24 protein-coding genes are annotated in these 22,980 nt (G+C 70.8%); 15 read left to right on the top strand and 9 right to left on the bottom strand.

The window, feature by feature from the left end; all coding sequences use genetic code 11:
* Positions 1 to 100: 100 nt before the first annotated feature.
* Complete coding sequence (locus DEJ50_RS34700; protein ID WP_223837788.1) at positions 101 to 694, bottom strand: hypothetical protein; 594 nt, start codon at positions 692 to 694, stop codon at positions 101 to 103.
* 683 nt (positions 695 to 1,377) lie between these two features.
* On the opposite strand from DEJ50_RS34700, the gene DEJ50_RS17210 reads away from it, so the two are divergent.
* Positions 1,378 to 2,379 carry a sigma-70 family RNA polymerase sigma factor gene (locus tag DEJ50_RS17210; RefSeq protein WP_150208872.1) on the top strand — a complete coding sequence of 334 codons (1,002 nt, stop codon included), beginning with the start codon at positions 1,378 to 1,380 and terminating at the stop codon, positions 2,377 to 2,379.
* 11 nt (positions 2,380 to 2,390) lie between these two features.
* Positions 2,391 to 3,188, top strand: a complete 798-nt coding sequence (locus DEJ50_RS17205; protein ID WP_150208871.1) for an alpha/beta fold hydrolase — start codon at positions 2,391 to 2,393, stop codon at positions 3,186 to 3,188.
* Positions 3,189 to 3,229: 41 nt separating this feature from the next.
* Here DEJ50_RS17205 and DEJ50_RS17200 read toward each other — a convergent pair whose 3' ends face one another.
* The 4 genes from DEJ50_RS17200 to DEJ50_RS17185 form a co-directional block, all read right to left on the bottom strand.
* Positions 3,230 to 3,898, bottom strand: coding sequence for a DUF998 domain-containing protein (locus DEJ50_RS17200; RefSeq protein ID WP_150208870.1), 669 nt, complete (start codon positions 3,896 to 3,898; stop codon positions 3,230 to 3,232).
* 239 nt (positions 3,899 to 4,137) lie between these two features.
* Positions 4,138 to 4,560, bottom strand: a complete 423-nt coding sequence (locus DEJ50_RS17195; protein ID WP_150208869.1) for an arsenate reductase ArsC — start codon at positions 4,558 to 4,560, stop codon at positions 4,138 to 4,140.
* A gap of 18 nt (positions 4,561 to 4,578) precedes the next feature.
* Positions 4,579 to 5,319, bottom strand: coding sequence for an aquaporin (locus tag DEJ50_RS17190; RefSeq protein WP_150208868.1), 741 nt, complete (start codon positions 5,317 to 5,319; stop codon positions 4,579 to 4,581).
* Positions 5,316 to 5,690, bottom strand: coding sequence for an ArsR/SmtB family transcription factor (locus tag DEJ50_RS17185; protein ID WP_150208867.1), 375 nt, complete (start codon positions 5,688 to 5,690; stop codon positions 5,316 to 5,318). Before DEJ50_RS17185 ends, DEJ50_RS17190 begins: the two co-directional genes overlap by 4 nt.
* A 112-nt stretch (positions 5,691 to 5,802) precedes the next feature.
* Here DEJ50_RS17185 and arsM point away from each other — a divergent pair, with 112 nt between their 5' ends.
* Positions 5,803 to 6,687 carry an arsenite methyltransferase gene (gene arsM / locus DEJ50_RS17180; protein WP_150208866.1) on the top strand — a complete coding sequence of 295 codons (885 nt, stop codon included), beginning with the start codon at positions 5,803 to 5,805 and terminating at the stop codon, positions 6,685 to 6,687.
* Between the two features lie 32 nt (positions 6,688 to 6,719).
* Here arsM and DEJ50_RS35240 read toward each other — a convergent pair whose 3' ends face one another.
* Positions 6,720 to 6,842: a hypothetical protein gene (locus DEJ50_RS35240; RefSeq protein WP_263399202.1), complete on the bottom strand. Its 123-nt coding sequence runs from the start codon at positions 6,840 to 6,842 to the stop codon at positions 6,720 to 6,722.
* 631 nt (positions 6,843 to 7,473) lie between these two features.
* On the opposite strand from DEJ50_RS35240, the gene DEJ50_RS17170 reads away from it, so the two are divergent.
* From DEJ50_RS17170 to DEJ50_RS17160, 3 genes are all read left to right on the top strand, one after another.
* Positions 7,474 to 9,111 carry a hypothetical protein gene (locus DEJ50_RS17170; protein WP_150208865.1) on the top strand — a complete coding sequence of 546 codons (1,638 nt, stop codon included), beginning with the start codon at positions 7,474 to 7,476 and terminating at the stop codon, positions 9,109 to 9,111.
* Between the two features lie 162 nt (positions 9,112 to 9,273).
* Positions 9,274 to 10,014 (top strand): PE-PGRS family protein, encoded by a 741-nt coding sequence (locus DEJ50_RS17165; RefSeq protein ID WP_223837787.1) that lies wholly within the window; start codon positions 9,274 to 9,276, stop codon positions 10,012 to 10,014.
* 2 nt (positions 10,015 to 10,016) lie between these two features.
* A complete protein-coding gene (locus DEJ50_RS17160) occupies positions 10,017 to 10,484 on the top strand; it encodes a hypothetical protein (protein WP_150208864.1) in 468 nt (155 codons plus the stop codon).
* 124 nt (positions 10,485 to 10,608) lie between these two features.
* Here the strand turns inward: DEJ50_RS17160 and DEJ50_RS17155 are convergent, their stop codons facing one another.
* Both DEJ50_RS17155 and DEJ50_RS17150 read right to left on the bottom strand, forming a co-directional pair.
* Complete coding sequence (locus DEJ50_RS17155; protein WP_150208863.1) at positions 10,609 to 11,085, bottom strand: cupin domain-containing protein; 477 nt, start codon at positions 11,083 to 11,085, stop codon at positions 10,609 to 10,611.
* 631 nt (positions 11,086 to 11,716) lie between these two features.
* Positions 11,717 to 12,340, bottom strand: coding sequence for a TetR/AcrR family transcriptional regulator (locus DEJ50_RS17150; RefSeq protein ID WP_150208862.1), 624 nt, complete (start codon positions 12,338 to 12,340; stop codon positions 11,717 to 11,719).
* A 127-nt stretch (positions 12,341 to 12,467) separates the two neighbouring features.
* On the opposite strand from DEJ50_RS17150, the gene DEJ50_RS17145 reads away from it, so the two are divergent.
* The 8 genes from DEJ50_RS17145 to DEJ50_RS17110 all read left to right on the top strand — a co-directional run bounded on the left by DEJ50_RS17145 (position 12,468) and on the right by DEJ50_RS17110 (position 20,935).
* The gene (locus DEJ50_RS17145) at positions 12,468 to 13,412 is read left to right on the top strand and encodes an alpha/beta fold hydrolase (RefSeq protein WP_150208861.1); all 945 of its coding nucleotides are present in this window, start codon (positions 12,468 to 12,470) and stop codon (positions 13,410 to 13,412) included.
* Between the two features lie 176 nt (positions 13,413 to 13,588).
* A complete protein-coding gene (locus DEJ50_RS17140; protein ID WP_150208860.1) occupies positions 13,589 to 14,611 on the top strand; it encodes a GNAT family N-acetyltransferase in 1,023 nt (340 codons plus the stop codon).
* A gap of 81 nt (positions 14,612 to 14,692) precedes the next feature.
* Positions 14,693 to 15,919: a glycosyltransferase gene (locus DEJ50_RS17135; RefSeq protein WP_150208859.1), complete on the top strand. Its 1,227-nt coding sequence runs from the start codon at positions 14,693 to 14,695 to the stop codon at positions 15,917 to 15,919.
* On the top strand, positions 15,916 to 16,731 hold the full coding sequence (locus tag DEJ50_RS17130; protein ID WP_150208858.1) for an SAM-dependent methyltransferase: 816 nt from the start codon (positions 15,916 to 15,918) through the stop codon (positions 16,729 to 16,731). Before DEJ50_RS17135 ends, DEJ50_RS17130 begins: the two co-directional genes overlap by 4 nt.
* Positions 16,732 to 16,750: 19 nt before the next feature.
* The gene (locus DEJ50_RS17125) at positions 16,751 to 17,611 is read left to right on the top strand and encodes an alpha/beta fold hydrolase (protein ID WP_190344973.1); all 861 of its coding nucleotides are present in this window, start codon (positions 16,751 to 16,753) and stop codon (positions 17,609 to 17,611) included.
* A gap of 232 nt (positions 17,612 to 17,843) precedes the next feature.
* Positions 17,844 to 18,629 carry a hypothetical protein gene (locus DEJ50_RS17120; protein ID WP_150208856.1) on the top strand — a complete coding sequence of 262 codons (786 nt, stop codon included), beginning with the start codon at positions 17,844 to 17,846 and terminating at the stop codon, positions 18,627 to 18,629.
* Positions 18,630 to 18,650: 21 nt separating this feature from the next.
* Positions 18,651 to 19,595, top strand: coding sequence for an RNA polymerase sigma factor SigJ (gene sigJ / locus DEJ50_RS17115; RefSeq protein ID WP_150208855.1), 945 nt, complete (start codon positions 18,651 to 18,653; stop codon positions 19,593 to 19,595).
* A 119-nt stretch (positions 19,596 to 19,714) separates the two neighbouring features.
* Positions 19,715 to 20,935 (top strand): NAD(P)/FAD-dependent oxidoreductase, encoded by a 1,221-nt coding sequence (locus tag DEJ50_RS17110; RefSeq protein WP_150208854.1) that lies wholly within the window; start codon positions 19,715 to 19,717, stop codon positions 20,933 to 20,935.
* 48 nt (positions 20,936 to 20,983) lie between these two features.
* Here the strand turns inward: DEJ50_RS17110 and DEJ50_RS17105 are convergent, their stop codons facing one another.
* Positions 20,984 to 21,916 carry an NAD-dependent epimerase/dehydratase family protein gene (locus DEJ50_RS17105; RefSeq protein WP_150208853.1) on the bottom strand — a complete coding sequence of 311 codons (933 nt, stop codon included), beginning with the start codon at positions 21,914 to 21,916 and terminating at the stop codon, positions 20,984 to 20,986.
* A gap of 116 nt (positions 21,917 to 22,032) precedes the next feature.
* Here DEJ50_RS17105 and DEJ50_RS17100 point away from each other — a divergent pair, with 116 nt between their 5' ends.
* Complete coding sequence (locus tag DEJ50_RS17100) at positions 22,033 to 22,980, top strand: GlxA family transcriptional regulator (protein WP_150208852.1); 948 nt, start codon at positions 22,033 to 22,035, stop codon at positions 22,978 to 22,980.

The raw sequence follows: 22,980 nt of genomic DNA, 5'->3' as shown, positions 1-22,980 counted from the left end.
AAGCGGCCGTTGATCGGGCCGAGGCCGCGGCGGTGGTGCGTGTTGCCGCAGCACGACTCGCTGGAGTACCAGGTGCCGGGGCGGACCGGCGCCTCCAGGTTCAGCGGCGCGGTGCGATCGGTCGGGGTGATCTGGACCGTCTCCTCGAAGGGGGAGGAACCGGAGCAGTGAGGACGGCACCCGAGAGGTGGTGCTCGAGGACCCTGGGCACCCGCTGACCGCGGTCGAGGACCAGGTCGAGCCAGACGACCCACTGCTGGGAGCCCGGGATGACGGTCGGGGTCGGTCCCGGCGGCGCCGGCGTGTACCCGTCCGCACCCGGCAGGGGGTCGCCCACCGGGTTGGCGGCATCGGCCAGCGCCTGCCCGCTCAGCGAGCCCACCACCCGGTGCGTTCGGGCGTCCCGGACCTCGACACGGTCCAGCCGCACCCGAGCGCTGCTGGGCAGCGCGTTCGTGGTGAGGAGTTCGTACGAGAGGTGCGTCTTGCCGTCCGTGGCGCGGAACGGCGCCGGTTCGGTCATCACGGCCGCCGTCAACGGCGTGAACTGGGGGCCGGGCACCGGCGTGGTCGGGCCGGTCCCGTATCCGGGTGCCATTGAAGCCGTCAGCATGCCGACTGCGAGCACGGCGACGGCGAGCCCGCGACGTAGCGGGCTGCGGCCGGTGCGGTTGCGAGGGTGGCGCTCTGCCATGGTGCTCTTCCAGCCGTCGGGGCCGGGACCGTGAAGGGCACCGGCACGCCCCACGCCGAGGCGCAGGCCCATGTAATCCGGCCGAGCGGGGCCGGCACGTGCCCCATCCATGCCCTCCGGGGCGGTGAAAAGCGGTCACCACGGGTGGGAACAGAGCCTCCCTACAGGACCAGCGAAGGGGCTTGTCCGCAGGTCAGAGGCCGTATGAACGGCCAAAGCAGCGGTGATTCCCAAGCTTGTGGCGCGGGTTCGATTGGCACCCGGAGACCTGCCCACTTCCCGGCGATGGGTCGGCGCCGGCTGGGGTGGCTGGTGGGGACGGCCGAGGGGCTCCTACGGTGGTGATTGCTCGACCCACCGTTTGCAGGCGGGCGCAGGCCACCAGGGTTCGCAACGCGTGAGAGGGGGGTGGGGTTGGAGCCCCATCGGGATCCCGAAGCCGAGGCTCGGGGACCCCTGTCCGGCCACCCCCCTTGGCCGCCGTGTTCCCCAGTGGGGACATCGAACCGGCCCATCACGTAGTCGGAGGCTAGCGCCAGCCACTGACACCGGCTGACAGTTGCTCCCACGCGTGCCAGGTAGTGGCCCACACGTGCAGGCCGCCCGGCCATGGACACTCCCCATACGTATCGTTACCGCACGTCGGCCAGGGGGCCGACGCCGCGCGGACGGAGGGGCGGGGCATGCCGGACACTGTGGCGCAGGAGACGACGGACAGACTTGAGGAGTTCCGGGGTGAACTGACCCGGTACTGCTACCGGATGCTGGGGTCGTACGCCGAGGCCGAGGACGCCGTCCAGGGGACGATGGTCCGGGCCTGGCGGAACGTCGAGCAGTTCGAGGGACGCTCGTCGTTGCGGTCGTGGGTCTACCGCATCGCCACCCACGTGTGTCTGGACGCCGTGGCCGCGGGCAGGCGGCGGGCTCTGCCGATGCACCTCTCAGAGCCTTCGTCCGGAGCCTCGTCCCCAGGAGCCCCGGAGGACGGCGCCGTGTGGATCGGTCCCTGTCCCGGCGGGAACCCCGAGGAGGCGGCGACGGCGGGCGAATCGGTACGGCTGGCGTTCGTCGCCGCGCTCCAGCACCTGCCGCCGAAACAGCGGGCCACGCTGATCCTCCGGGACGTGCTGACCTTCTCGGCCCGCGAAGTCGCCGAGCTGCACGGCTCGACCGTCGCCTCGGTCAACAGCGCTCTGCAGCGGGCCAGAGCCACGCTCGCCCTGCACCGTGGCCCCGTCGACGGCCTCGGTACCCGGCCGTCCGACTCCGTCCGCCGAATGCTGGCCGAGCGGTACGCCAGGGCGTTCTCCCGCTACGACATGGAGGAGCTGAACATGCTGCTCCACGTCGACGCCACGCTGTGCCTGCCCCCGTACGCGAAGTGGATGCGCGGGGTCTCCGACATCCAGGCCTGGCTGACCGGCCCCGCCGTCGGCTGTCGCGGCTCCCGTCTGATCCCGACCGTGGCGAACGACACCCCCGCCTTCGGCCAGTACCGGCCCAGTCCCGCCGGGACGGGCTACGAAGCCTGGGCACTCCAGGTCATCGAGTTCTCCGGCGACCGCATCACCGGCATCAACGCCTTTCGCGACACCGATCGCCTGTTCCCGCTCTTCGGCCTGCCCGCCCGTATCGAGCCGGACACCTCCGCCGCCACCAGCGCCCCTGCCCACTCCACCACCTGAAGGGCGTTGTAATGACCTGGTCAGAGCACATCGTCATCCGTGGGGGCGTCCGTCTTTCCTGCCGCGACTGGGGCGGATCGGGGGGGCCTGTCGTCCTGCTGCACGGGCTGGCCGGGCATGCGGGCGAATGGGACGCCATCGCCCGGGACCTGAGCCCCCGGTACCGGGTCGTCGCCGTCGACCAGCGCGGCCACGGTGCCAGCGAGCGCCGCCCGCGGGATGTCTCTCGTGCCGCGTACGTCGCGGAAGTCATCGCCGTACTCGAACAGTTCGGCCTCCAACAGCCCGTCCTGGTGGGTCAGTCACTGGGTGGCCACACGGCCATGCTCGCCGCTGCCGCACACCCCGGGCTCTTCCGTGCGCTCGACCTGGTGGAAGCCGGGCCGGGTGGGCCGAACCGGAACGTGCAGGCAGAGATCGCGGGTTGGCTCGATTCGCGGCCCAGGCCGTTCCCGTCGCAGGAGGTTGCCGTCGCATTCCTCGGCGGCGGTCCGGTCGGCGAGGGCTGGGCGGCCGGTCTGGTGGAACGCGACGGCGGCTGGTGGCTACGCTTCGACGACGTGATGACCGGGTCGCTGGCGGAGAACGCCCAGCGGTCCTTCTGGGACGAGTGGTCGAACGTGACCTGCCCGGTCCTGGCCGTTCTCGGCCAGTCCGGCACCATCCCGCCCAGGGAGATCGACGAGATGCTCCGGCGGCGGCCGGAGACCGTGGCCTTGAGCGTCCCCGGGACGGGACACGACGTTCACCTGGAGCGACCGGACGTCCTGCGGCACGTACTCCATGGGTTCCTTGAAGACGTCACATGATCTTCCGCCGGCCGGTCGGCGGAACGGCCGGAGGCGATCCGCTAGCGGTTCGCTGGGGTGCCGGCCACCCGGGCCGTGACCGTCGCCAGCCACAGCAGGCCGAGGCCCGCGCCGGCGGTGAATGCCAGGACGGAGGCGGCCGAGGCCATGAAGCCGGCGAGGACGACCACCGGTACCAGGCGGGTGGCGACGGCCCAGCCCCGCAGGCCGCGGGCGGCGAGCGGGCGCGCCAGTACGACGAACGCGGCGCACAGGGCGAGGTAGCCGACCATCCCGCCGAGCATGTGGACGGCGCCGTGCCCGCTCATCACGGTCGCCTCAGGGGCGTTGGTGGGGAAGCCCGCCCCAGCGTCGGCCGGGAAAGCCGCGGCGACCCAGAAGGAGACGGCGAAGACGCCGACCAGGACCGGACCCCAGGTCCCGCCCGGCCCGCCGCGCAGCACCTGCCGCAGTCCCGTCGCACCCACACACAGCAGCGCGCCGGCGAGCATGAAGTTCACCGTCTGGATCCAGCCCGACTCGCCAAGGGCGAGCTGACTGATCGCGTTCCGGGTGAAGTCGAAGCCGTCTCGCGCAAAGCCCTGGGCGAGTCCGACCGTCAGGAACAGCGGGCCCGCCACCATGCCGCCGGTCACCGCCCACCGCGCTGCCGGGCGCCGTGCGGGCACGCGGGAGACGAGGTCGTGCGGGGCGGTCAGCGTGTCGGTCATGGCGGGTCTTCCTTCCGTCGGTGGTGTTGCTCGTATGACCGACGGCAAGGGGCAAAGTCATCGCTCCCGGCGATATGCACTGGATCACACGCAGCCCGGGACGGCTTCCCCCATGCTCGCGCCAGAAGGGCAGGCCGCCGCCCCGAATCGCGAGACGCACTTTGGGTGGCCTGCGTCACACGGCGCTGCCAATGGCCATCCCGGACGCGTCAGTTGATGACGCCCTGCTGATGGCCCGCTCACGCGGCTGCTGCGATCCCGAGCTCTGCGAGCAGGCCGCGGACGCGCTGCTCGATCTGGTCGCGGATGGGCCGGACCGAGGCGACGCCCTGGCCGGCGGGGTCTTCGAGGGTCCAGTCGAGGTAGCGCTTGCCGGGGAAGTAGGGGCAGGCGTCGCCGCAGCCCATGGTGATCACGACGTCCGACGCCTGGACGGCTTCCACGGTCAGCACCTTGGGAGTCTCGGCGGAGATGTCGATGCCGACCTCCGCCATGGCCTCGACCACTGCGGGGTTGACGGTGTCGGCCGGGGCGGAGCCGGCGGAGCGGACCTCGACACGGCCTTGGCCGAGGTGGGTGAGGAAGGCGGCGCCCATCTGCGAGCGGCCGGCGTTGTGGACACAGACGAACAGCACAGATGGACGGGAGGGGGACGGGGTCATGGCAGGGGCTCCAGAGGTTCAGCGGGCGGCGGGAACGGCGGTGATCGGGACGGATTCGTCGGCGGTCTGCCGGGCGGACGGGCCGAAGACGAGGAAGAGCAGGCCGAGGCCGGCGGCGGCACCGAGGATCTGGGCGGCGACGAACGCGGGGACGGAGGCGGGGGCGATCCCGGCGAAGGAGTCGGTGAAGGCCCGGCCGATGGTGACCGCGGGATTCGCGAAGGAGGTGGAGGAGGTGAACCAGTACGCCGCGCCGATGAACGCGGCCACCACCGCCGGGGCAAGGTTCGCCCGGCCGGTCCGGTTCAGACCGAAGGCCACCAGCAGCAGCCCCGCCGTGGCGACGACCTCGCCCAGCCACAGGTGGGGAGCCGAGCGGTCATGGGCGGAGAAGGACAGCACCGGCTGGCCGAAGACGGCATTGGCCAGGAGCGAGCCGGTGATCGCGCCGGTGATCTGGGCGGGTACGTACGCGGCCACGTCCCTCAGGGACGGGCCGTCGCCGGAGCGGCGGCCGGTGAGGTGGGCGGCGAGGGTGACGACGGGGTTGAAGTGGGCGCCTGAGACCGGCCCGAACACCGCGATCAGCACGCCGAGGCCGAACACGGTCGCCAGGCAGTTGGCCAGCAGCTGGATGCCGACGTCGTTTGACAGTTCGGTGGCCTGGATGCCGGAGCCGACCACGATCGCCACCAGCAGCGCGGTCCCCACCGTCTCCGCCGCCACGCGGCGTCTGAGCGGCACCGGGTCCGCGCTCACGCCTTCACCTCGGCGGCCTGCGGGGCCTTCAGGACGGCGGCAAGCCGGTCCAAAGTGGCGGGCAGCACCCAGTAGTAGACCCAGGTGCCACGGCGTTCGCAGTCGACGAGGCCGGCCTGCCGCAGCAGCTTGAGGTGGTGGGAGATCGTCGGCTGGGACAGCTCGAAGGCCGGGGTCAGCTCACACACGCAGACCTCGCCGCCGTCCCGGGAGGCGATCATCGACAGCAGGCGCAGCCGGACCGGGTCGCCCAGGGCCTTGAACACCTTCGCCAAGTCGGTGGCCTGGTCCTCGTCCAGCGGGGCAGCCGCGAGCTGGCCGCAGCAACCGTCGGCTTCCTGTCCGAGGACGACGAGCTCTTGTTTCGACATGCCTCTATGTTGACGTCCTTCGATTCAAGGCGCAAGGTTGAATCGAAGAACATCGAAACAGTTCGATCCTGTCCTCTCCGGGCAGGGCCTTCGCCCGTTGGGAGTCAGCGTCATGAACGAGCAGTCCACCGACCTGCGCGAGACCGTCCGCCGCCGCTACGCCGCAGCAGCCGTCCAGGTCACCGAAGGCGGGACCGCCTGTTGCGGGCCCGAGCCCGTCGAGGTTGACACGAACTTCGGCTCCACCCTCTACGCCTCCGACGAACGCGAGGCCCTGCCCGCCGAGGCCGTCGCCGCCTCCCTGGGCTGCGGCAACCCCACCGCCGTCGCGGACCTGAACGAAGGCGAGCGCGTACTGGATCTGGGCTCAGGCGGGGGCATCGACGTCCTCCTGTCCGCCCGCCGCGTCGGCCCCACCGGCAAGGCGTACGGCCTGGACATGACCGAGGAGATGCTCGCTCTCGCCCTGGCCAACGCCGCGAAGGCCGGGGCGACGAACGTGGAGTTCCTCAAGGGCACCATCGAGGCCATCCCGCTCCCGGCTGCCACGATCGACGTGGTGATCTCCAACTGCGTGATCAACCTGTCCACCGACAAGTCCGCCGTCTTCGCCGAGACCTTCCGCGTCCTCAGGCCGGGCGGCCGGATCGGCGTCTCCGACGTCATCGCCGACGACACCCTCAGGCCGGAACAGCGGGCCGAGCGGGGGGACTACGTCGGCTGCATCGCCGGCGCCCTCTCCTTCGCCGAATACCGGGAAGGACTGGAGGCCGCCGGGTTCACCGGCATCGAGATCACCCCGACTCACACGGTCGCCGACGGTATGCACTCCGCCATCGTCCGAGCCGTCAAGCCCGCCGCCGTGGCCGACCCGGCCGCCGATGCGGGCACCTGCTGCGGGGTCATCGCCTGCTGTACCCCGGCCGAGGAAGCCGCCGACGCGGGCACGACCGTCAGCGAGGCCAAAACCGCCGCGGGGTGCGGCTGTGGGAGCTGAGGCCCGCCACAGACCGCACCCGACACGCCCCATCAGGCTCTGCGGATCTGCCTCGGCTGGACCTTCGCCTTGTCGCGGGCGGCGGTGACCGAGTTCCGGCGCAGGGCCGCCTGCTCTTCCGGGCGCATCGGCCCGTAGGCGCAGAAGTAGACCATCAGCCGCGCCTCAGAAGCGTCCCCGCTGTATGCAAGCGCGAGGACCCTGGAGGCGGTGAGAGCGGGTAGTAGAGGCGGCTCGATAAGGGGAATGACTCTTGCGATGCCAGCAAGGATTCTTTCCAAAGATCGAGACATCAACGCAATGGTGCAGTTAGTGTGCGCAGCCATGGAAGATCTCGTACACCCTCGGGCTTGGGCGGAACGATCAACAGGTATGCCAGTGCTGCCGGGCTCACGGTCTACCTGGCTCAACACACTGCGCGCCCTCATCAAAGAGCTGTCCAGCGACAGGGGACCGTCTTCTGGCGATCAAGTGTCGTTGCCCGAGGTCGGCCGGTTGACGCGACATCAGCTCCAGCGGTTCGTCCGAGCCGGACTGCTCTCCCGCGAGGAGTCAGCGTTCCTACCGAGCGCTGCTGCCCTCGCATGGCATCAAAATGACGATGCGACAGTGCTGGTGGGCGCTCTCCACTGCAACGTCAGGTTCGTGGGCGAGGTGTTGGACGCCCTCACCGCCGGTCCGCGCACGCATGAACAACTACTCGACCTGGCCCGTGAAGAATTCAGCCTTCAATGGGACACTCCAGCCCCTGTACGCGATCGAACCTCCTGGCTTGCAGTCACGGGGATGGTCGAGCTCTTCGACCGGCATGTTCACGTGACAGACGCCGGCCGACGTCTCTTGGCGGGAATCACTCTGGGTAGGCCCGAGCCTGATGGCACCGACGCAGTCGTACAGCTCGTTCCCCCTGCCAGAGCCGTCGCCCGCCTCATCGAACAGCTCGATGAGGCGGCTCTCCGGGCAAGGGGCGATGGCGCGAATCTCTACATACCTGGCACCTCTGCCAATGGCGGGGCGCTGGACTCACTTCAGGTGCTCATTGAGGCGTCCATTCCGTCGATCAGTGACGCGGAGTTCGTGCGTTTCGTGCAGAGCACCTTTCCCAAGGCCCAAACGGTAGCCACAGCACGTACCGCGAAGGACGCGCTGAAGGCTCTCGGTCTCATCCAACGGACGTCGTCACAGAGCTGGACCGCCACGCCGGCCGCGGTTGCCTGGGTTGAATCGGGCGAGCCTCTGGACCTTGCACGCACTGTTCACGCTGCCATCGCATTCTTCGGTGAGGTGCTGGGCGAGCTTGACACGTCGGATCGGCCTACAACCGGGACGCTGGCGGAGCGGAGCGTGCACTACCTGCCCAACCGTGAGAAGCCTCTGTCACGGAGCGCGGTCAATACCCGGCTGAACCTGCTGGAGTCCTGTGGCCTCGTCACCCGGCTTTCGCAGACTGCCTACCGTACGACGGCGCTCGGGCGAGCGTTCGTAGCGTCGTTGCCCTGCTTTCAGGCGGACGATTCCATGTCTCGTACGCCGGCGAACACCATCGGTGGGCCAAACCTCGACGGCGGAAGCACTTCTGGCACTACACCGGAGATCACCGCACCGGCGTCAAACATCGCGATGGAACTCACGAGTGCAGCACGGGACAGTGGGAACTGGAAGCGTTTGGAGAAGGCCGCGGTGGTTGCATTGGGCTACCTCGGTATGCCCGGCAAGCATGTGGGCGGCAGCGGAGCGGTGGACGGTCAGGTTCGATTCGGCGTCGGCGCGAACTCTCGGATCCTGGCCATCGAGGCAAAGACATCAGCCTCAGGCCGTGTTGTGGAGCAATCGTTGTTTGGGTTGGCGGAACACCGGGCGGAGATCGGGGCACACGTTCACCTCCTCATCGGTCCGGGATTCGAACGTCGCATCCTCAAGGAGGCCGACGACGACCCTCAGATCGCCGTCATCGAGACCGGACTACTCGCCGAGGTCGTCCGCCGACAGGAACAGACTCCACTCACCCTGGCCCAACTAGAGCTCCTCGTCGATCCTGCCCTGCATGCAGCTGAGCGAGAGGATGCCCTGCGAGGGCATTGGGAGGCGCAGGAGCTCCGTGGTCAGCTCGAGTACGCGCTTGTCGACATCCTGAACGTGGAGGCTGAGGACCCGCTCGAGGAGGGTGGCTGGCTCGATCTCACCTCGATCCGCCGCGAGCTTCGCACGCGCGGTTACCGTGTCGGGTCAGACGCGGTCGTGGAAGCCCTTGAGTTTCTTGCCTCAGACCGAATCGGAGTGCTTCAACGCTCTGAGCAGCGCTACCGCTGTACTGCCAGTGTCCACACAGCCGGACAGCGTATCCGAGCTCTCGGGCACCAGTGGGCAGCAGCCGCAGAACTCCATCAGCGCACACGCTCCAGTGGAGAGGCTGCCCGGAGATAGATGGCCCACGCTGTCCGCGAGACGCTCAAGCCCTGCATCCCAAGGACGCTGAACGAAGGCCCGGGTCAACGACGACCTGGGCCTTCGTCGTTGACCAGACCTACGGGCTGAGCTGCCTGCTGTATGAGGCCATGTTCAAGGGGAACCACCCCGCTGGGCACAATGGGTACCGTCGACGAAGGAATCCGAGAGCCGACGGCACCCCTGATGCCCGTGGACCTGGGTACTGCAGTCGCCGTGCTCGCGCAGTTCCTCGACCACCAGCCGCTGACAGAGGCGATCGCCGCCCTGGAGCACCGACTTCACGGGGCCGATACCCGGCGCGCAACTGCCGCCGCCGCTGACGGCGGTGTCAACACCGATCTTCTGGTCTCCGCACTTGCCGTCCGAGAGAGCTTCGGCCGACTCAACGACCTCATCCACGCGGCAGGGATCATGCTTGCCGTCCCCCATGTTCTCAACGAAGGCGAGACGATCACCAAGCGACCGTCACTGGGAGCGGGCAACGACCCAGGTCGGCCGTACGATCTCGAAACCGACCAACGGGTGGCAGAGTTCAAACTCGCCCGGTGGCGCGGCGCGGACGCCACCCGCAAGCGCCAGACCTTCAAGGACCTGGTGATGCTCGCGGCCGACCGCTCCGAGCGGCAAGCCGATCTTTACGTCGTCGGCCCCGAACCCGCCCGGTTCCTGCGCTCCAGCACCTCCACCGCTGCCTGGGCCCTGGACCGCTCACCCGGGGCGCTCCGCACTTTCCAGAGCGTCTTCGGGTCACCAGACGTCCCGATCCGCGAATTCACGGCCACCCACGCCCGGCACGTCCGCATCACCGACCTGTGCGGCATTCTCCCTCCAGCGGTCACGAACCTGCTCCAGTACCCGCACACCGGAACGGGGGCGTAGCGATGGGCCGCCTATGGGACAAGTTCACCGGCACCATGTACCCGGACAGCGGTGTCGCGCCGTTGTCATCGACGGAGGTCCGGACCGCGCTGTTTTCGGTCAACGGGCCGGACGTACCGTTCCGCGTGCGCAACGCCCTCCCCGCGGAAAAGGCCGACCTGGTGGCGGAATGGCAGGTCCGCGAGCTGAAGATGACCCTCAGGACACGGATGTGGCTGATCCCGGAGAACCACGAGGTACGCACGCTCGACGAGCGGTGGGAGGCGTCGACGCCCGATTCTCCCGGCAAGCGGTACGGTCGCGGGCCGGCCCCTCACGTCGCCCGGCGGTGGACGTACGAGCAGGGGCCCGACGGCCGTCGGCAGAAGGTCGAGACGCTCCGCTTCGATTCGCGTGACATGAGGAATCCTCTGCGGGAAGCGGTCCTCGGCGCGGGATGGACCTGGCGCGGCGTGTTGTCCCGCCTCTGACCGGGCCTGGCCTGGCCTGGCCTGGCCATTCGACGGCGTATGCCTCGGTGAGGGTATGGAGGGCAACCACGAGACCGCCGACATCGGCAGCGAGCATGAGCACGTTCCCCGTCACCCTCGCTGGTCAGGCGTGCTCGTCCGATGGCTGTTGGGCAGGCTGGACCGACCAGCTCGGCGGCTCGTCGTTGCCTGAGTCCTCGTCGCGCTCCGCGTCCGCGGCTGTCGTATGGATCCTGCCCGACGCGTGGTGGACCGGCGCGTATACGGCGTAGAGCTGCAGGGGCTCGTCACCGATGTTGGTGACGTTGTGCCAAGTGCCGGCCGGTACGAAGACCGCCCAGCCATCCTCGACCTCCCGGTCGAAGTCGAGCCGATCCTTCGCACTGCCCATCTGGACGCGACCCCGGCCTGCGTCGAGTCGCAGGAACTGGTCAGTCTCCGGGTGCGCCTCCAAGCCGATGTCCTCACCCACCGGGATCGACATGAGGGTCAGCTGAAGGTACTTCCCGGACCAGCCGACCGCGCGATAGTCCGTGTTTTCGAGCGTCGCCTTCTCGAGGTCGAAGCTTTGAGGTTCCGGCCCGATGTCCTTGATGGTCATACTTCTCTCCCGGTCAACGAAGGCGGTACACGGTCGCGGTCTTGCGTCAGCCCACGTCAACCATCTCAGAGCCCTGGGCTCTTCTGGCGACAAGCACGCGAGCCGGTCGCCATCCGGCTGCGAACCTGATCGGCCGGGGTCGCATCGTGATCCGGACGAGATTCAGCGGAGCTGGTACCGGATGCCCACGGTCCGAGAACTGGTACTGGGAGGTTGGGTGGTGGCTGGTTCTCGTCTTTGGGCAGGGCACCTTTGTCGCCCTGGGACGGTTGGCCTTCGAACTCAGCCCGCTCGGCGTCCGCCACCACCGCGCGGCACCGCGACCCCAGGGGAGCGACCTCGTGGCGGCCCGGCCCGAGTCGTGAGTCAGGCCACGCGCTCCACCCATCCCGGCCCGAGCATGCCCGGCCGCGAAGATCCTCGACGCCGGGCCACGTTTCCACAGGTCAGCAGCCTTGAGTGCACCCAAGTAGGGGCGATTCCCGGGGCTTGTGGCGCGGTCTGCTCCGTCGCCGGTGCTGTCGCCTCTGAGCGCCGCACGACCTCGGCGATCGCGGCCCTTCGCCACCCCTCGAAGAACAGGTCCGGATCGTCCGGCGCATCCCCGAGCCCACTCCCCCCAGGGATGCGGCTACACGTCGCTGATGACTCGACCGGTCGCGAAGATCCGGTCCAGGTGGTGACGGAGCACCGCGATCGCCGACTCCGGGCTCCGCTGGCCCACGATGATGCTGGTGCCCATGGTCGCCGCCATCGCGAGCAGGCTGATCGCCTCCGTGCGCGCGTCGGCGCCCGGGTCGGCCAGGCCTGACGCCTGCGCCTGTTCGAGCAGTCCGGTCAGAGCGTTCTCCGCGGCGTCGGGGTTGTCGATGAAGGGCTGCGCGGCCAGCGCCTCGTCGGTCACCGACAGGATCGCGTAGGAGCTGTAGAGGAGGTGGAAGGTGCGGCTCTCCTCGTCGGTCGGCAGGGAGGCCAGCAGCAGCGCCTCCACCGTGGCGCGGGGGCCCGGGTCCGGGCCGGCGGCGGCGAGGCGGGCGCCCACTCGCGCGGTGAAGCGGTCGGTCAGGTGCCGGAGGCCGTAGAAGAGCAGCTTCTCCTTGGTCTCGAAGTAGTACTGCACGAGCCGGAGTGACACCCCGGCCTCCGCGGCCACGTCGCGCATCCCGACGGCGTGCAGCCCTCGCCGGCCCGCGACCCGGATGAGCGCCTCGGCGATCTGGGCGCGCCGCTCCTCGTGATCCACACGCTTCGGCATGTTCCCGTGTCTCCGCCCGTCGGTGGTGGGGTCGTGGTTCGGTGCCCGGACGCCTTCATGGTACCGGCGTACCATATTAGTGGTACGGTCGTATCACGAAGAACGGATCTTCCCAGGAGGTGCCGCCGTGCCCGAGAACACCACCCGCGTACGCCGCGATGTCGGCCGCTACGTCAACGACACCCTGCGCGACCGCTACTTCGCCGCCGCCGACGTGCTCTACGCGATGGGGGCGCCCGCCCGCTCCGAGACCGATGTGGAGACCGCCTTCGGCACCACGCACGTCTACCGGTACGGGCCCACGGACCCCGCCGCCGAAGCCCGTACGCCGATCGTCCTGATCCACGGCGCCGGCTACAGCTCGGCCATGTGGTACCCCAACACCCCCGGCCTCAGCCTCGATCGCCCCGTGTACGCCCTCGACACCCCCGGCGACGCTAACCGCAGCATCCACCGCGAGCCCATGTGGCAGCCCGAGCGCGCCGCGCAGTGGATGGACGAGGCCCTCGACGCGCTCGGCCTCGACCGGGTCCACCTCGTCGGCTCCTCCTACGGCGGCTGGCTGGTGCTCAACCAGGCCCACCTGCGGCCCGGGCGGCTCGCCTCCGTCACCGCCCTCGACCCCGGCGGCCTGGAGAAGGTCGGCCTGCGCTTCTTCGCCTGGGTCTTCGTGAGCCTGTTCGCCACCCTCGCACCGAAGGCGCTGCGCCCCCGGCTCGCCAAGTGGCTGGACCAGCCGGTCCTCGCCGTCCCCGAGATGCGCAAGTGGATCCAGCTCGGCGCCCGCGCGTACCGGGTCCGCCGCCCCGCGCCCCTGCCGCTGACCGAGGACGAACTGCGGTCCATCGGGACCCCGCTCTACGTCATCATGGGCAAGCACAGCCTGCTCGTGCACCCGAAGCGGCAGCTGGCACGCGTACCGCGCCTCGTCCCCGGAGCCCGCGCCGAGATCATCACCGCGACCGGGCACGGCCCGCAGATCGACCACCCGGACGTGGTCAACGCCCGGATGCTGTCCTTCATGGAGGACGTCGACTCCCTCGACCCTGCCGCTGGCGCTGCCGACGCCTAGTAGACCTGGGGCTGTTGTTCGGGCCGAGGAGCCAACACCGTGCGGTTATCGAAGCGCGCGGAAGATTACATTGATCATGATCGCGATCCGCGCGAAGGTTGAGGCATGCACATGTTCGGCTGCCGAACCACTGGTGTCCGTGAACCGGCCCTCACGTCATGGAGCCGATGCCGGCCATGAGCGACGACAGCATCGGCCTCACCCCGCTCCATGACGTCTCGGCCGCCGACGCCGCCGCCTGGCACCGGGTCGTCGCCGCCTCGATGACCCACGACCTGCCCGCCGTACCGCCTCCCGGCCCCGAGCAGATCCACGCCCAGCTCACCCAGCCCAGCCTGAACAGCCGCCGGCTGGCCTGGCTGGCCACCGGGCCGGACGACGACGGCGGCGGCCCGGTCGGCGTCGCGGGCCTGCGGCTGTTCACCTCCCCCGGGCGGGATCACCTGGCCGAACTGGAACTCCACGTCGACCCCGCGCACCGGCGGCTGGGCACCGGCTCCCTCCTGCTGTCGGCGGTCGTGGCGGCCTGCCGCGCCGAGAACCGGCGCAGCCTGATCGTGGAAACGGCGGCCGACAGCCCGGGGCAGGCCTTCTGTGAACAGCGGAAGTTCCGGCAGGTGCTCGCCCTCGACCATCTCCTGCTGCGTCTGGGGGAGTTGGACGAGGACGCGGTACGCCACATCGCCCACACCGCCGACGCCGAGCACCCCGGCTACCGGCTGACGGGCTGGACCGGCACGGTGCCCGAGGACCTCGCCACCGCCTTCGCCGCCGCCAAGAACGCGATGAACGACATGCCCGTCGGAGACCTGGACTACGGCACCGAGCACTGGGACGCCGAGCGCGTACGGACCATGGCCCAGGTGGTCGCCGACCGCGGCGACACCCTGCTGACCCTGGCCGCCGTCCACGATGACGGCACCATGGCGGGATACACCGAGATCGTCCTCCCGCAGGGCGTGCCGCTCCGGGCGCAGCAGTACGACACCGCCGTCGTGCCCGCGCACCGCGGCCACGGCCTGGGACTGTGGCTCAAGACCGCCATGGTGCACCGGCTGCGGGCCGGGTACCCCGGTGTCATCGAGATCGTGACCGACAACGCCGAGGACAACGTCCACATGCTGGCCGTCAACCACCGGCTGGGGTTCCGCTCCTTCCGGCGCACGCGGGAGTTCCAGCTCGACGTGTCCGCGGGCTAGTCCCCGTATCCGTCCGGTCCCGTCCCGTCCGGTCCCGTCCCGTCTACGTCCCCGTACATACACAGAAACGAGAATGACGAAATGCGCGTGCTGATCACGGCCTACGGGTCGCGCGGCGACATCATGCCGCCGGCCGCCCTCGCGGCACAGCTGCGGAAGCTCGGCGCGGAGGTACGGGTGTGCGCCCCTCCGGACGAGGAGTTCGCCCGGCTGCTGGCCGATGTCGGGGTGGAGCACGTGCCGTTCGGCCGTGCGGTGCGCCCCCTGGTGACCGGCGCGCCGCCGTCGCCCGACTTCGCCACCGAGTTCGCGGCCGAGCTGGTCGCAGGGCACTTCGGCACGATCGCCGAGGCTGCCGAGGGATGCGATGTGCTGGTGGCGACCGGCCTGATGCCGGCGGGCGCCCGGTCGGTGGCCGAGAAGCTGGGCATCCGGTACGTATACGCCTGCTTCCACCCGTTCGAGATGCCCTCGACGCACTACCTCCCGTCGCCGCGGCCGGGCCCGGGGATCTCCGCCGAGGGGATCGACCCGTCCGACAACCGGGCCCTGTGGGACCTGGACGTCCGGAAGGTCAACGCGCTGTACCTGGCGCCGCTCAACGCCCACCGGGCGGAGCTCGGGCTGCCGCCGGTGGACAACGTCCGCGACCACGTCTTCGGCGACCGGCCGTGGCTGGCGGCGGACCCGGTCCTGGGGCCGTGGCAGGAGCTGACCGACCTCGACCTCGTACAGACCGGCGCATGGATCCTGCCCGACGAACGCCCGCTGCCGGCCGACCTGGAGGCGTTCCTGGACGCCGGCACACCGCCGGTGTACGTGGGCTTCGGCAGCATGCCCATGCGCGCGGCGACGGATGTCGCCAAGGTGACCGTCGAGGCGGTCCGGGCGCAGGGCCGGCGGGTCCTCGTCTCGCGCGGCTGGGCCGACCTGGGTCTGGTCGACGACGCGGACGACTGCTTCGCCGTCGGCGACGTCAGCCACCAGGTGCTCTTCCGCCGGGTGGCCGCCGTCGTGCACCACGGCGGCGCGGGCACGACGACCACGGCCGCCCGGGCCGGCGCGCCGCAGGTGGTGGTCCCCCAGTTCGTGGACCAGCCGCACTGGGCCGCCCGCGTCGCCGAACTGGGCATCGGAGCGGCTCACGACGGGCCGGTACCGACCTTCGAGTCCCTGTCGGCCGCGCTGCGAACGGCGCTCGCCCCCGAGACCGCGGCCCGGGCGGAGGCCGTCGCGGGCACGGTCCGGGGCGACGGGACGGCGGTGGCCGCGAAGCTGCTCCTCGGCACGGGCGAGACGCACCGGTGAACCGCGAGCAGATCTCCGGCATCGCGCACACCGGCCACCCGATCAAGGCTCCGCTCGACGACGACTCGGTCGGCCGGCTGCTCGAACACGCCCTCCCGCGGGGCGACGGGCGGGGCGGCGGGCGGGGCAGTGCGCCGGGCAACGGGCAGCGCGGCGAGCGGGTGCTCGACCTCGGATGCGGCACGGCGGAGTGGCTTCTGCGAGCTCTGTCGACGCGCCCTCACCTGCATGCCGAGGGCGTCGACGTCTCCGAGGTCGCCCTGATCCAGGCCCGCCGGGAAGCGAGCAGACTCGGCGTCGACGAGCGCCTGGTCCTCCACCACCGGGAAGCCGCGGACTTCGTCGCGGTGGAGCCGTTCGACCTGGTGATCAGCGTCGGCGCCACACACGCCTTCGGCGGTCTGCTGCCCACCCTCGCGGCGGCGCGCAAGCACCTTGCCCCCGGCGGGCGCGTGCTGATCGGTGAGTCGTTCTGGGACCGCACCCCTTCACCGGCGGCCGTCGGGATGTTCGGTGACCTCGACGACCTGGCGACCACGGTGGACCGCGTCGTCGCCGACGGCTGGACCCCCGTCCACGGCCATGTCAGCACCCGCGGTGAGCTGGACGCGTACGAGTGGGCCTGCTGGGGCTCGCTGGCCTCATGGGCTCTGGACCACCCGGCCGATCCGGCCGCCGCCCAGGTGCTGGAGACGGCCGGCACCCAGCGTTCGCAGTGGCTGCACGGGTACCGGGACAGCTTCGGCTTCCTCTGCCTGGTCCTGCGTGAGACCCCCGAAACCTCTGGAATACGAGTATCCGGAAATGAGTAACCGGCACGTGAGTACACAGATGCAGCCGACGTTCGTACTGGTCCACGGGGCCTTCGCGAACTCCTTCTCCTTCGCGCCCCTCCAGGCGGAACTGGGCCTCCTCGGCCACCGTTCCGTCGCCGTCGACCTGCCCGGCCACGGCTTCCAGGCGACCTTCACCCCCGCCTACCAGTCCCCCCAGGACCCCGCGGGGCTGGCCACCGCGCCCGGCTCGATCAAGGGCGTCACGCTCGCCGACAACACCGCGCACCTGATCGGGATCCTCGAACGGGCCAAGCAGCACGGCCCCGTGATCCTCGTCGCCCACAGCCGCGGCGGTGTCACCGTCACGGCCGCGGCCAACGCCCGCCCGGATCTGATCGACCGCCTCGTCTACGTCTCGGCCTGGTGCCCTGTCGGCCTCGACGTCAACGGCTATTACGCCGAGCCGGAGATGGCCACGGTCGACCCCGCCGCCTTCGCTTCGGCGCTGGCCGGGAACCCGGCCGAGCTCGGCCTGCTCCGCGTCAACTTCCGTACGGCGGACCCGGATGCGCTCGCGGCGTTCAAGGCGGCCTTCTTCGCCGACGGCACCGACGAGCAGTTCCTCACCTTCCTGAACACCTTCCAGCCGGACGAGAACCTGGACGTCGGCGGCTCCGCCGACCGCGCGCAGGCCGCGACCTGGGGCCGCATCCCCAAGACGTACATCCGCCTGGCCGACGACACGAGCCTGCCCCTCGCCCTGCAGGACCGGCTGATCCGCGAGGGCAACGAGCTGACGCCGGAGAACCCGTACGACGTCCGCACGCTGGCGGGCAGCCACCTGAAGTGGCTGGCCGACCCGGCACCGGCGGCCCGCACCCTGGCGGACCTCGCCACCCCGGCCGAACGCGTCTGAGCCCCGGCATCCGTCCATGACGCAGCCCCAGGCCGATGGCCTGGGGCGGTGGCCTGGGGCCGACGGCTTGGGCCCAGCGCGCCGTGGGAAGGTGCCCGTCGGGTCATGGCTGTCACGAGCGTGCCCCGACTGTCATGGGCCCGTACCGGTCGGCACCGGCCGCCTCAACAAGGCGATGAGCCCGCCCTACGGTGTGCGCACGAGACACTGGACACTCCAGGGGGGTTCTCCCATGCGCAGACCCGTCACCGCCACCCTCGCCATCGCCGTTGCAGCCCTCACGCTCTTCGCCGCACCCACCGCGGCTCGGGCCGATCGCGCCATCCCGCCGCGCATCCTGTCCGGCACCATCCACCCCTCGGTCGTGCCGGTGGGCCCGGAGGGATCCCGGACCTTCAGCGCCTCGTTCGTCGCCGAGGACGACTCCGGCATCCGGCCCGACGGCGCCGAGGCGATCCTGGACGGCCCCGGTCCGACCGATCTCACGTCCGACCGCCCCCCGTCCGGCACCAGCATCTGCACACCGACCAGCCCCACCCGCGCGACCTGCCGGTTCACCTTCACCGTGAACAGCGGCAGGCTGACCAACGCCGACGCCGGCACCTTTCGCCTCTGGGCCCTGGTCACCTCCAACGACTTCGATCCGCACACCGGCTCCGGGGGCCTGGTCACCGCCGGCGACCTCGACTCCGTCCGCATCCAGAGGCTGTCCCAGCTCACCATCGACGTGTTCCCCAAACGCCCCCGCCCCGGCTACCCGCACGGGGTGGTCGGCCGCCTGACCCTCGCCGACTGGGACAACGGCGGGTACATCGGAGCCCCCGCCGGACTCGGGGTCCGGCTGGAGTACATCCCGTACGGCGGCTCGACCTGGCAGCCCGTCGCCGACCTGACGACCGGCCGGGGCGGTGTGGTCCTGACCTCCACCCCGCCCCGCGCGCCCGGCGAGTGGACCCTCGTCCACGAGGGCACAGAGACCACGTCCTTTGGCAGCGCCCCCGCCTTCGACGTGCCCTAGAGGGTGCCTAGGATCGCGGGCATGGCCTTGATCACGCGTGACGTGGACCGGTTCGAGACTGCCAGGCCCCGGCTGGAGGCCATCGCCTACCGGCTGCTCGGCTCGGCGAGTGAGGCGGAGGACGCCGTGCAGGAGACGTTCCTGCGGTGGCAGGCGGCCGACGTCGGGCGGATCGAGGTGCCCGAGGCATGGCTGACGAAGGTCCTCACCAACTGGTGCCTCAACCAGCTCACTTCGGCACGCGCCCGACGCGAGACGTACGTCGGGAGGTGGCTGCCCGAGCCGCTGCTCGCCGGGGACCCGATGCTCGGCCCGGCCGACACCGCCGAGCAGCGCGAGTCGGTGTCGTACGCCGTCCTCGTCCTGCTGGAGCGCCTGTCGCCGGGCGAACGGGCGGTGTACGTACTGCGTGAGGCCTTCGACTACCCGCACCGGGAGATCGCCGAGATCCTCGACATCACCGAGGCCGCCGGCCAGCAGATCTACCACCGGGCCAAGAAGCACATCTCGGACGGCAAGGTGCGCACCGAGATCGACGAGGCCGCCGCCCAGAGGATCGTCGAGGAGTTCCTGGCCGCGGCGACCAGCGGCCGTACCGAACCCCTCGTACGCCTGCTCACCCAGGACGCCGTCTCGGTCGGCGACGGCGGCGGGAAGGTCCCGGCCCGCACCAAGGCGTTCGAGGGCGCGCTCGCGGTGGCGAAGTTCATGCGGGGCCTGTTCAAGCCCAGCGCGGCCAAGCGCGCCCATGTCGGCGGCGTGCCCGAGATCTACGCCACGACCGCGAACGGCGGGCCCGCCATCGTGGCGGTCGTGGACGGCCGGGTCGTCGGGATCACCTGCCTGGAGATCACCGCGGAAGGCATCGCCGCATTCCGCACCCAGGCCAACCCCGACAAGCTCGGCCGCGCGAACGGGCAATGGGCGGCCACGGACCACGGGGAGGGCCCGCTCCACACCCTCTGAAAGAGAGTGGCGCAGGTCACACTCCGATCCTGTCAGGAAATGCGGGGCTGCCCGGTTCAAGGGGCGACACCACACACCACGCCGGACCACGGCAGCCCCGCCCAGACAGGAGCACGGACATGCAGCACCGCATCGTCGTCCTCGGAGCCGGCTACACCGGTGCCATCGCCGCCGGCCGCCTCGCCAGGCGGCTGCACCGCGAGGACGTCACCATCACCCTCGTCAACCCCGAGCCCGACTTCGTCGAGCGCGTCCGGCTGCACCAGCTCGCCGCCGGCCAGGACCTCACGCCCCGGCCGTTCGGCGAGATGTTCGCGGGCACGGGCGTGGAACTGAAGCTCGCGCAGGTCACCGCCGTGGATGTGGACCGCAAGGCGGTGACGGTCGCCGCCCCGAACGGCCCCGGCCGGGAGGACCTGAAGTACGACACGCTGGAGTACGACACTCTGGTGTACGCCCTCGGCAGCGGCTGGAACCACGGGGGTGTCCCCGGCACCGCCGCATACGCCCACGAGGTCTCCAGCCGCCCCGGCGCCCTCCGCCTCCGCGACCGGCTGGCCGCCCTGGACGCCGGCCGCCCGGTGGTCGTGGTCGGCGGCGGCCTGACCGGCCTGGAGGCCGCGACCGAGATCGCCGAGGCCCGCCCGGACCTCGATGTCGCCCTGGCCGCCCACGGCGCCCTCGGCGACTGGCTCTCGGAGAAGGGCCGCTCCCACCTGCGGAAGGTGGTGGACGGGCTCGGCATCACCGTCCACGAACACGCCGCGGTCGACGCGGTGGAGGCGGACGGCGTCACCACCGCCGACGGCCGGACCATCCCCTCCGCGGCCACGGTCTGGACCACCGGTTTCGCCGTCCACCCGATCGCCCGGGCCACCGCCCTGGAGCTCACCGACAGCGGCCGGATCGCGGTCGACACCACCATGCGCTCGCTCTCGCACCCGGACGTGTACGCCGTGGGGGACGCCGCGATGGCCATCGGCCCGGGCGGCAAGCCCCTCCGCATGTCCTGCGCCTCGGGCGTCCCCATGGCCTGGCAGGCCGCCGACGCCATCGCCGCCCGTCTCGCCGGCACCAAGGTCCCCCACGTCGGCATCCGTTACTACCAGCAGTGCATCTCCCTCGGCCGCAGGGAGGGCCTGATCCAGTTCGTCACCGCCGACGACCGGGCAGTCGACAGGGCCCTGACCGGCCGGGTGGCCGCCGTCTACAAGGAACTGATCTGCAAGGGCGCGGCCTGGGGCGTCGCCAACCCGACCGTGGGCATGCCGTCCCGGCGCCGGCGCGTCGTACGAGAGGAGACCCGCAGCAGCCGCACTCGGACGGAGGCGGCGGCCTGACCCCGCCCCCGCCCTGCCCCGCCATCGGCTCCCGCACGCAGGCCCGGGTCAGCGGCCCGGGCCTGCCTCGTGGTCCGCAGCCATCTCGGCGAGGACCTCGCCCAGCGGGCTCGGGGTGATGCCCAGGGCCCGTGCGGTGGCGGCGGCGTCGAGGATGCTGGGCCGGTCGTACAGGTAGAGCATCTCCGGGAACTCCGCCATGACCGAGTCCGTCCGGCCGACCCGTTCCAGCTCCTCGCGCGTCATACGGATCAGCCTCGGCCCGGGTGCGGCAGCCGCCGCGGCCAGCTGCGCGGCCAGCTCGCGCACCGGCGATTCGGACGTGGAGGGCACGTGCCAGGCCCGGCCCCAGGAGCGCTCGCTGCCCGCTGCAGCGACGAGGGTACGGGCCGCATCGCCGGTGTAGGTCCAGCTGTGCGGGGCGTCGAGATCACCGGGGTAGGAGGCGGGCGAACCGGCCAGGACCTGCGCCCCGACCATGAGCGTGAACGGCGAGAGCGCGCCCGCACCGAGGTAGTCACTGGCCCGGACCTCCGTCACCCGGACCCGGCCGGCGTCGTGGGCGGCCAGGGCCTCCTCCCACATCCGGGCCCGGACCGCGCCCTTGGTGCTGCTCGGTGCCATGGGAAGGCCTTCGGTGACGGGTCCCTCGACGGGGCCGTAGCCGTACGTGTTGCCGAGCATGACGTAGTCCGCGCCCACGCGTTCGGCCGCGGCCAGCACGGCGGCTCCCAGCGGCGGGAACTCGGCGGGCCAGCGGTCGTAGGGCGGCATCGCGCAGTTGAACACCACCGCTGCGCCGCGGGCCAGTTCGACGAGCCGCGCCGTGTCGGTGGCGTCGGCGGCGACCCGTTCGATCAGCTCGTGCTCCGGGCCGCCGCCGCGGCGGCTGACGAGCCGGACCCGCTCACCGGCGGCGGCCAGCAAGCGGGCGGTGGCCGATCCGGTGGCTCCGGCTCCGACGATGACGTGCAAGGACACGGGTGGTCTCCCTGGGTGCGGTGGTGGACGGTGGTGCTGAGGTGTGCTCCCTACCTTCGGTCCCGCGTGATCCGTAAGGTAGTGGCCCGAATGCCAACTCTCCGGAGGTTCGGGCCATGCACCGCATCGCGGTCGTCGTCGTCCCGCCGGCGACCACCTTCGACCTGTCCATCCCCGAGCTGGTGTTCGGTGCGACCTCGGTCGACGGTGCCCCCGGCTACGAGGTGCGCATCTGCGCCGCCCGGCCCGGGGCGGTCGCCACCGGCGGAAGCCTGGCCATCACGGTCCCGCACGGCCTGGAGGCCGTCGACGGTGCCGACACCGTCATCGTCACCGGCACCTCTGCCCGCGAGGACATCGATCCGCGCGTCCTCACCGCACTGCGCCGCGCGGCGGCGGACGGCCGGCGCATCGCGTCCATCTGCACCGGAGCCTTCGTACTCGCCCGGGCCGGGCTGCTCGACGGGCGCCGCGCCACCACCTACTGGGCCAAGTCGGCGGAGTTCTCCCGCCGTTTCCCCTCCGTGGAGCTCCACCCCGATGTGCTGTACGTCCAGGACGGCAACCTCTTCAGCTCCGCCGGACTCTCCGCCGGCATCGACCTGTGCCTGCACCTGGTACGCCTCGACTACGGGGCCGCAACGGCCAACGCCGTCGCCCGCCTTGTCGTGGCGGCACCGGTACGGCCCGGCGGTCAAGCGCAGTTCATCGAGACCCCGGTGCCGGCGGAGACCGGCACATCGCTGGCCGGGACGCGCAGTTGGGCACTGGAGCGGCTGCACGAGCCGCTGGACCGGGCCGGTCTCGCGGCCCATGCGCGGATCAGCGTGCGCACCCTGACCCGCAGGTTCCATGCGGAAACCGGTCTCAGCCCACTGCAATGGCTGCTCCACCAGCGGGTGATCCGAGCCCAGGAGCTTCTGGAGACAACCGGCCTGCCGATGGACCGGGTTGCCCACTTCAGCGGTCTCGCCACCACCGACTCCCTGCGCCGGCACCTGTCCCGGCACACCGGCCTGACCCCCAGCGCATACCGCGCGGCGTTCACCCGGCGCCTGGCCTGA

The sequence above is a fragment of the Streptomyces venezuelae genome, assembly GCF_008642295.1.
GTDB lineage: Bacteria > Actinomycetota > Actinomycetes > Streptomycetales > Streptomycetaceae > Streptomyces > Streptomyces venezuelae_C.
The sequence above is the reverse complement of the archived record's forward strand: the minus strand, read 5'-3'. Positions and strand labels throughout refer to the sequence as shown.

Excerpts from the sequence above, each read along its gene's own strand:
- DEJ50_RS17210 (WP_150208872.1), top strand. The coding sequence starts at position 1,378 with ATGCCGGACACTGTGGCGCAGGAGACGACGGACAGACTTGAGGAGTTC.
- DEJ50_RS17170 (WP_150208865.1), top strand. The coding sequence starts at position 7,474 with ATGGTCGAGCTCTTCGACCGGCATGTTCACGTGACAGACGCCGGCCGA.
- DEJ50_RS17200 (WP_150208870.1), bottom strand. The coding sequence starts at position 3,898 with ATGACCGACACGCTGACCGCCCCGCACGACCTCGTCTCCCGCGTGCCC.
- DEJ50_RS17165 (WP_223837787.1), top strand. The coding sequence starts at position 9,274 with ATGGGTACCGTCGACGAAGGAATCCGAGAGCCGACGGCACCCCTGATG.
- DEJ50_RS17185 (WP_150208867.1), bottom strand. The coding sequence starts at position 5,690 with ATGTCGAAACAAGAGCTCGTCGTCCTCGGACAGGAAGCCGACGGTTGC.
- DEJ50_RS17155 (WP_150208863.1), bottom strand. The coding sequence starts at position 11,085 with ATGACCATCAAGGACATCGGGCCGGAACCTCAAAGCTTCGACCTCGAG.
- DEJ50_RS17125 (WP_190344973.1), top strand. The coding sequence starts at position 16,751 with ATGCAGCCGACGTTCGTACTGGTCCACGGGGCCTTCGCGAACTCCTTC.
- sigJ (WP_150208855.1), top strand. The coding sequence starts at position 18,651 with ATGGCCTTGATCACGCGTGACGTGGACCGGTTCGAGACTGCCAGGCCC.
- DEJ50_RS17120 (WP_150208856.1), top strand. The coding sequence starts at position 17,844 with ATGCGCAGACCCGTCACCGCCACCCTCGCCATCGCCGTTGCAGCCCTC.
- DEJ50_RS17205 (WP_150208871.1), top strand. The coding sequence starts at position 2,391 with ATGACCTGGTCAGAGCACATCGTCATCCGTGGGGGCGTCCGTCTTTCC.
- DEJ50_RS17135 (WP_150208859.1), top strand. The coding sequence starts at position 14,693 with ATGCGCGTGCTGATCACGGCCTACGGGTCGCGCGGCGACATCATGCCG.
- DEJ50_RS17195 (WP_150208869.1), bottom strand. The coding sequence starts at position 4,560 with ATGACCCCGTCCCCCTCCCGTCCATCTGTGCTGTTCGTCTGTGTCCAC.
- arsM (WP_150208866.1), top strand. The coding sequence starts at position 5,803 with ATGAACGAGCAGTCCACCGACCTGCGCGAGACCGTCCGCCGCCGCTAC.
- DEJ50_RS17110 (WP_150208854.1), top strand. The coding sequence starts at position 19,715 with ATGCAGCACCGCATCGTCGTCCTCGGAGCCGGCTACACCGGTGCCATC.
- DEJ50_RS17100 (WP_150208852.1), top strand. The coding sequence starts at position 22,033 with ATGCACCGCATCGCGGTCGTCGTCGTCCCGCCGGCGACCACCTTCGAC.
- DEJ50_RS17160 (WP_150208864.1), top strand. The coding sequence starts at position 10,017 with ATGGGCCGCCTATGGGACAAGTTCACCGGCACCATGTACCCGGACAGC.
- DEJ50_RS17140 (WP_150208860.1), top strand. The coding sequence starts at position 13,589 with ATGAGCGACGACAGCATCGGCCTCACCCCGCTCCATGACGTCTCGGCC.
- DEJ50_RS17150 (WP_150208862.1), bottom strand. The coding sequence starts at position 12,340 with ATGCCGAAGCGTGTGGATCACGAGGAGCGGCGCGCCCAGATCGCCGAG.
- DEJ50_RS35240 (WP_263399202.1), bottom strand. The coding sequence starts at position 6,842 with ATGGTCTACTTCTGCGCCTACGGGCCGATGCGCCCGGAAGAGCAGGCG.
- DEJ50_RS34700 (WP_223837788.1), bottom strand. The coding sequence starts at position 694 with ATGGCAGAGCGCCACCCTCGCAACCGCACCGGCCGCAGCCCGCTACGT.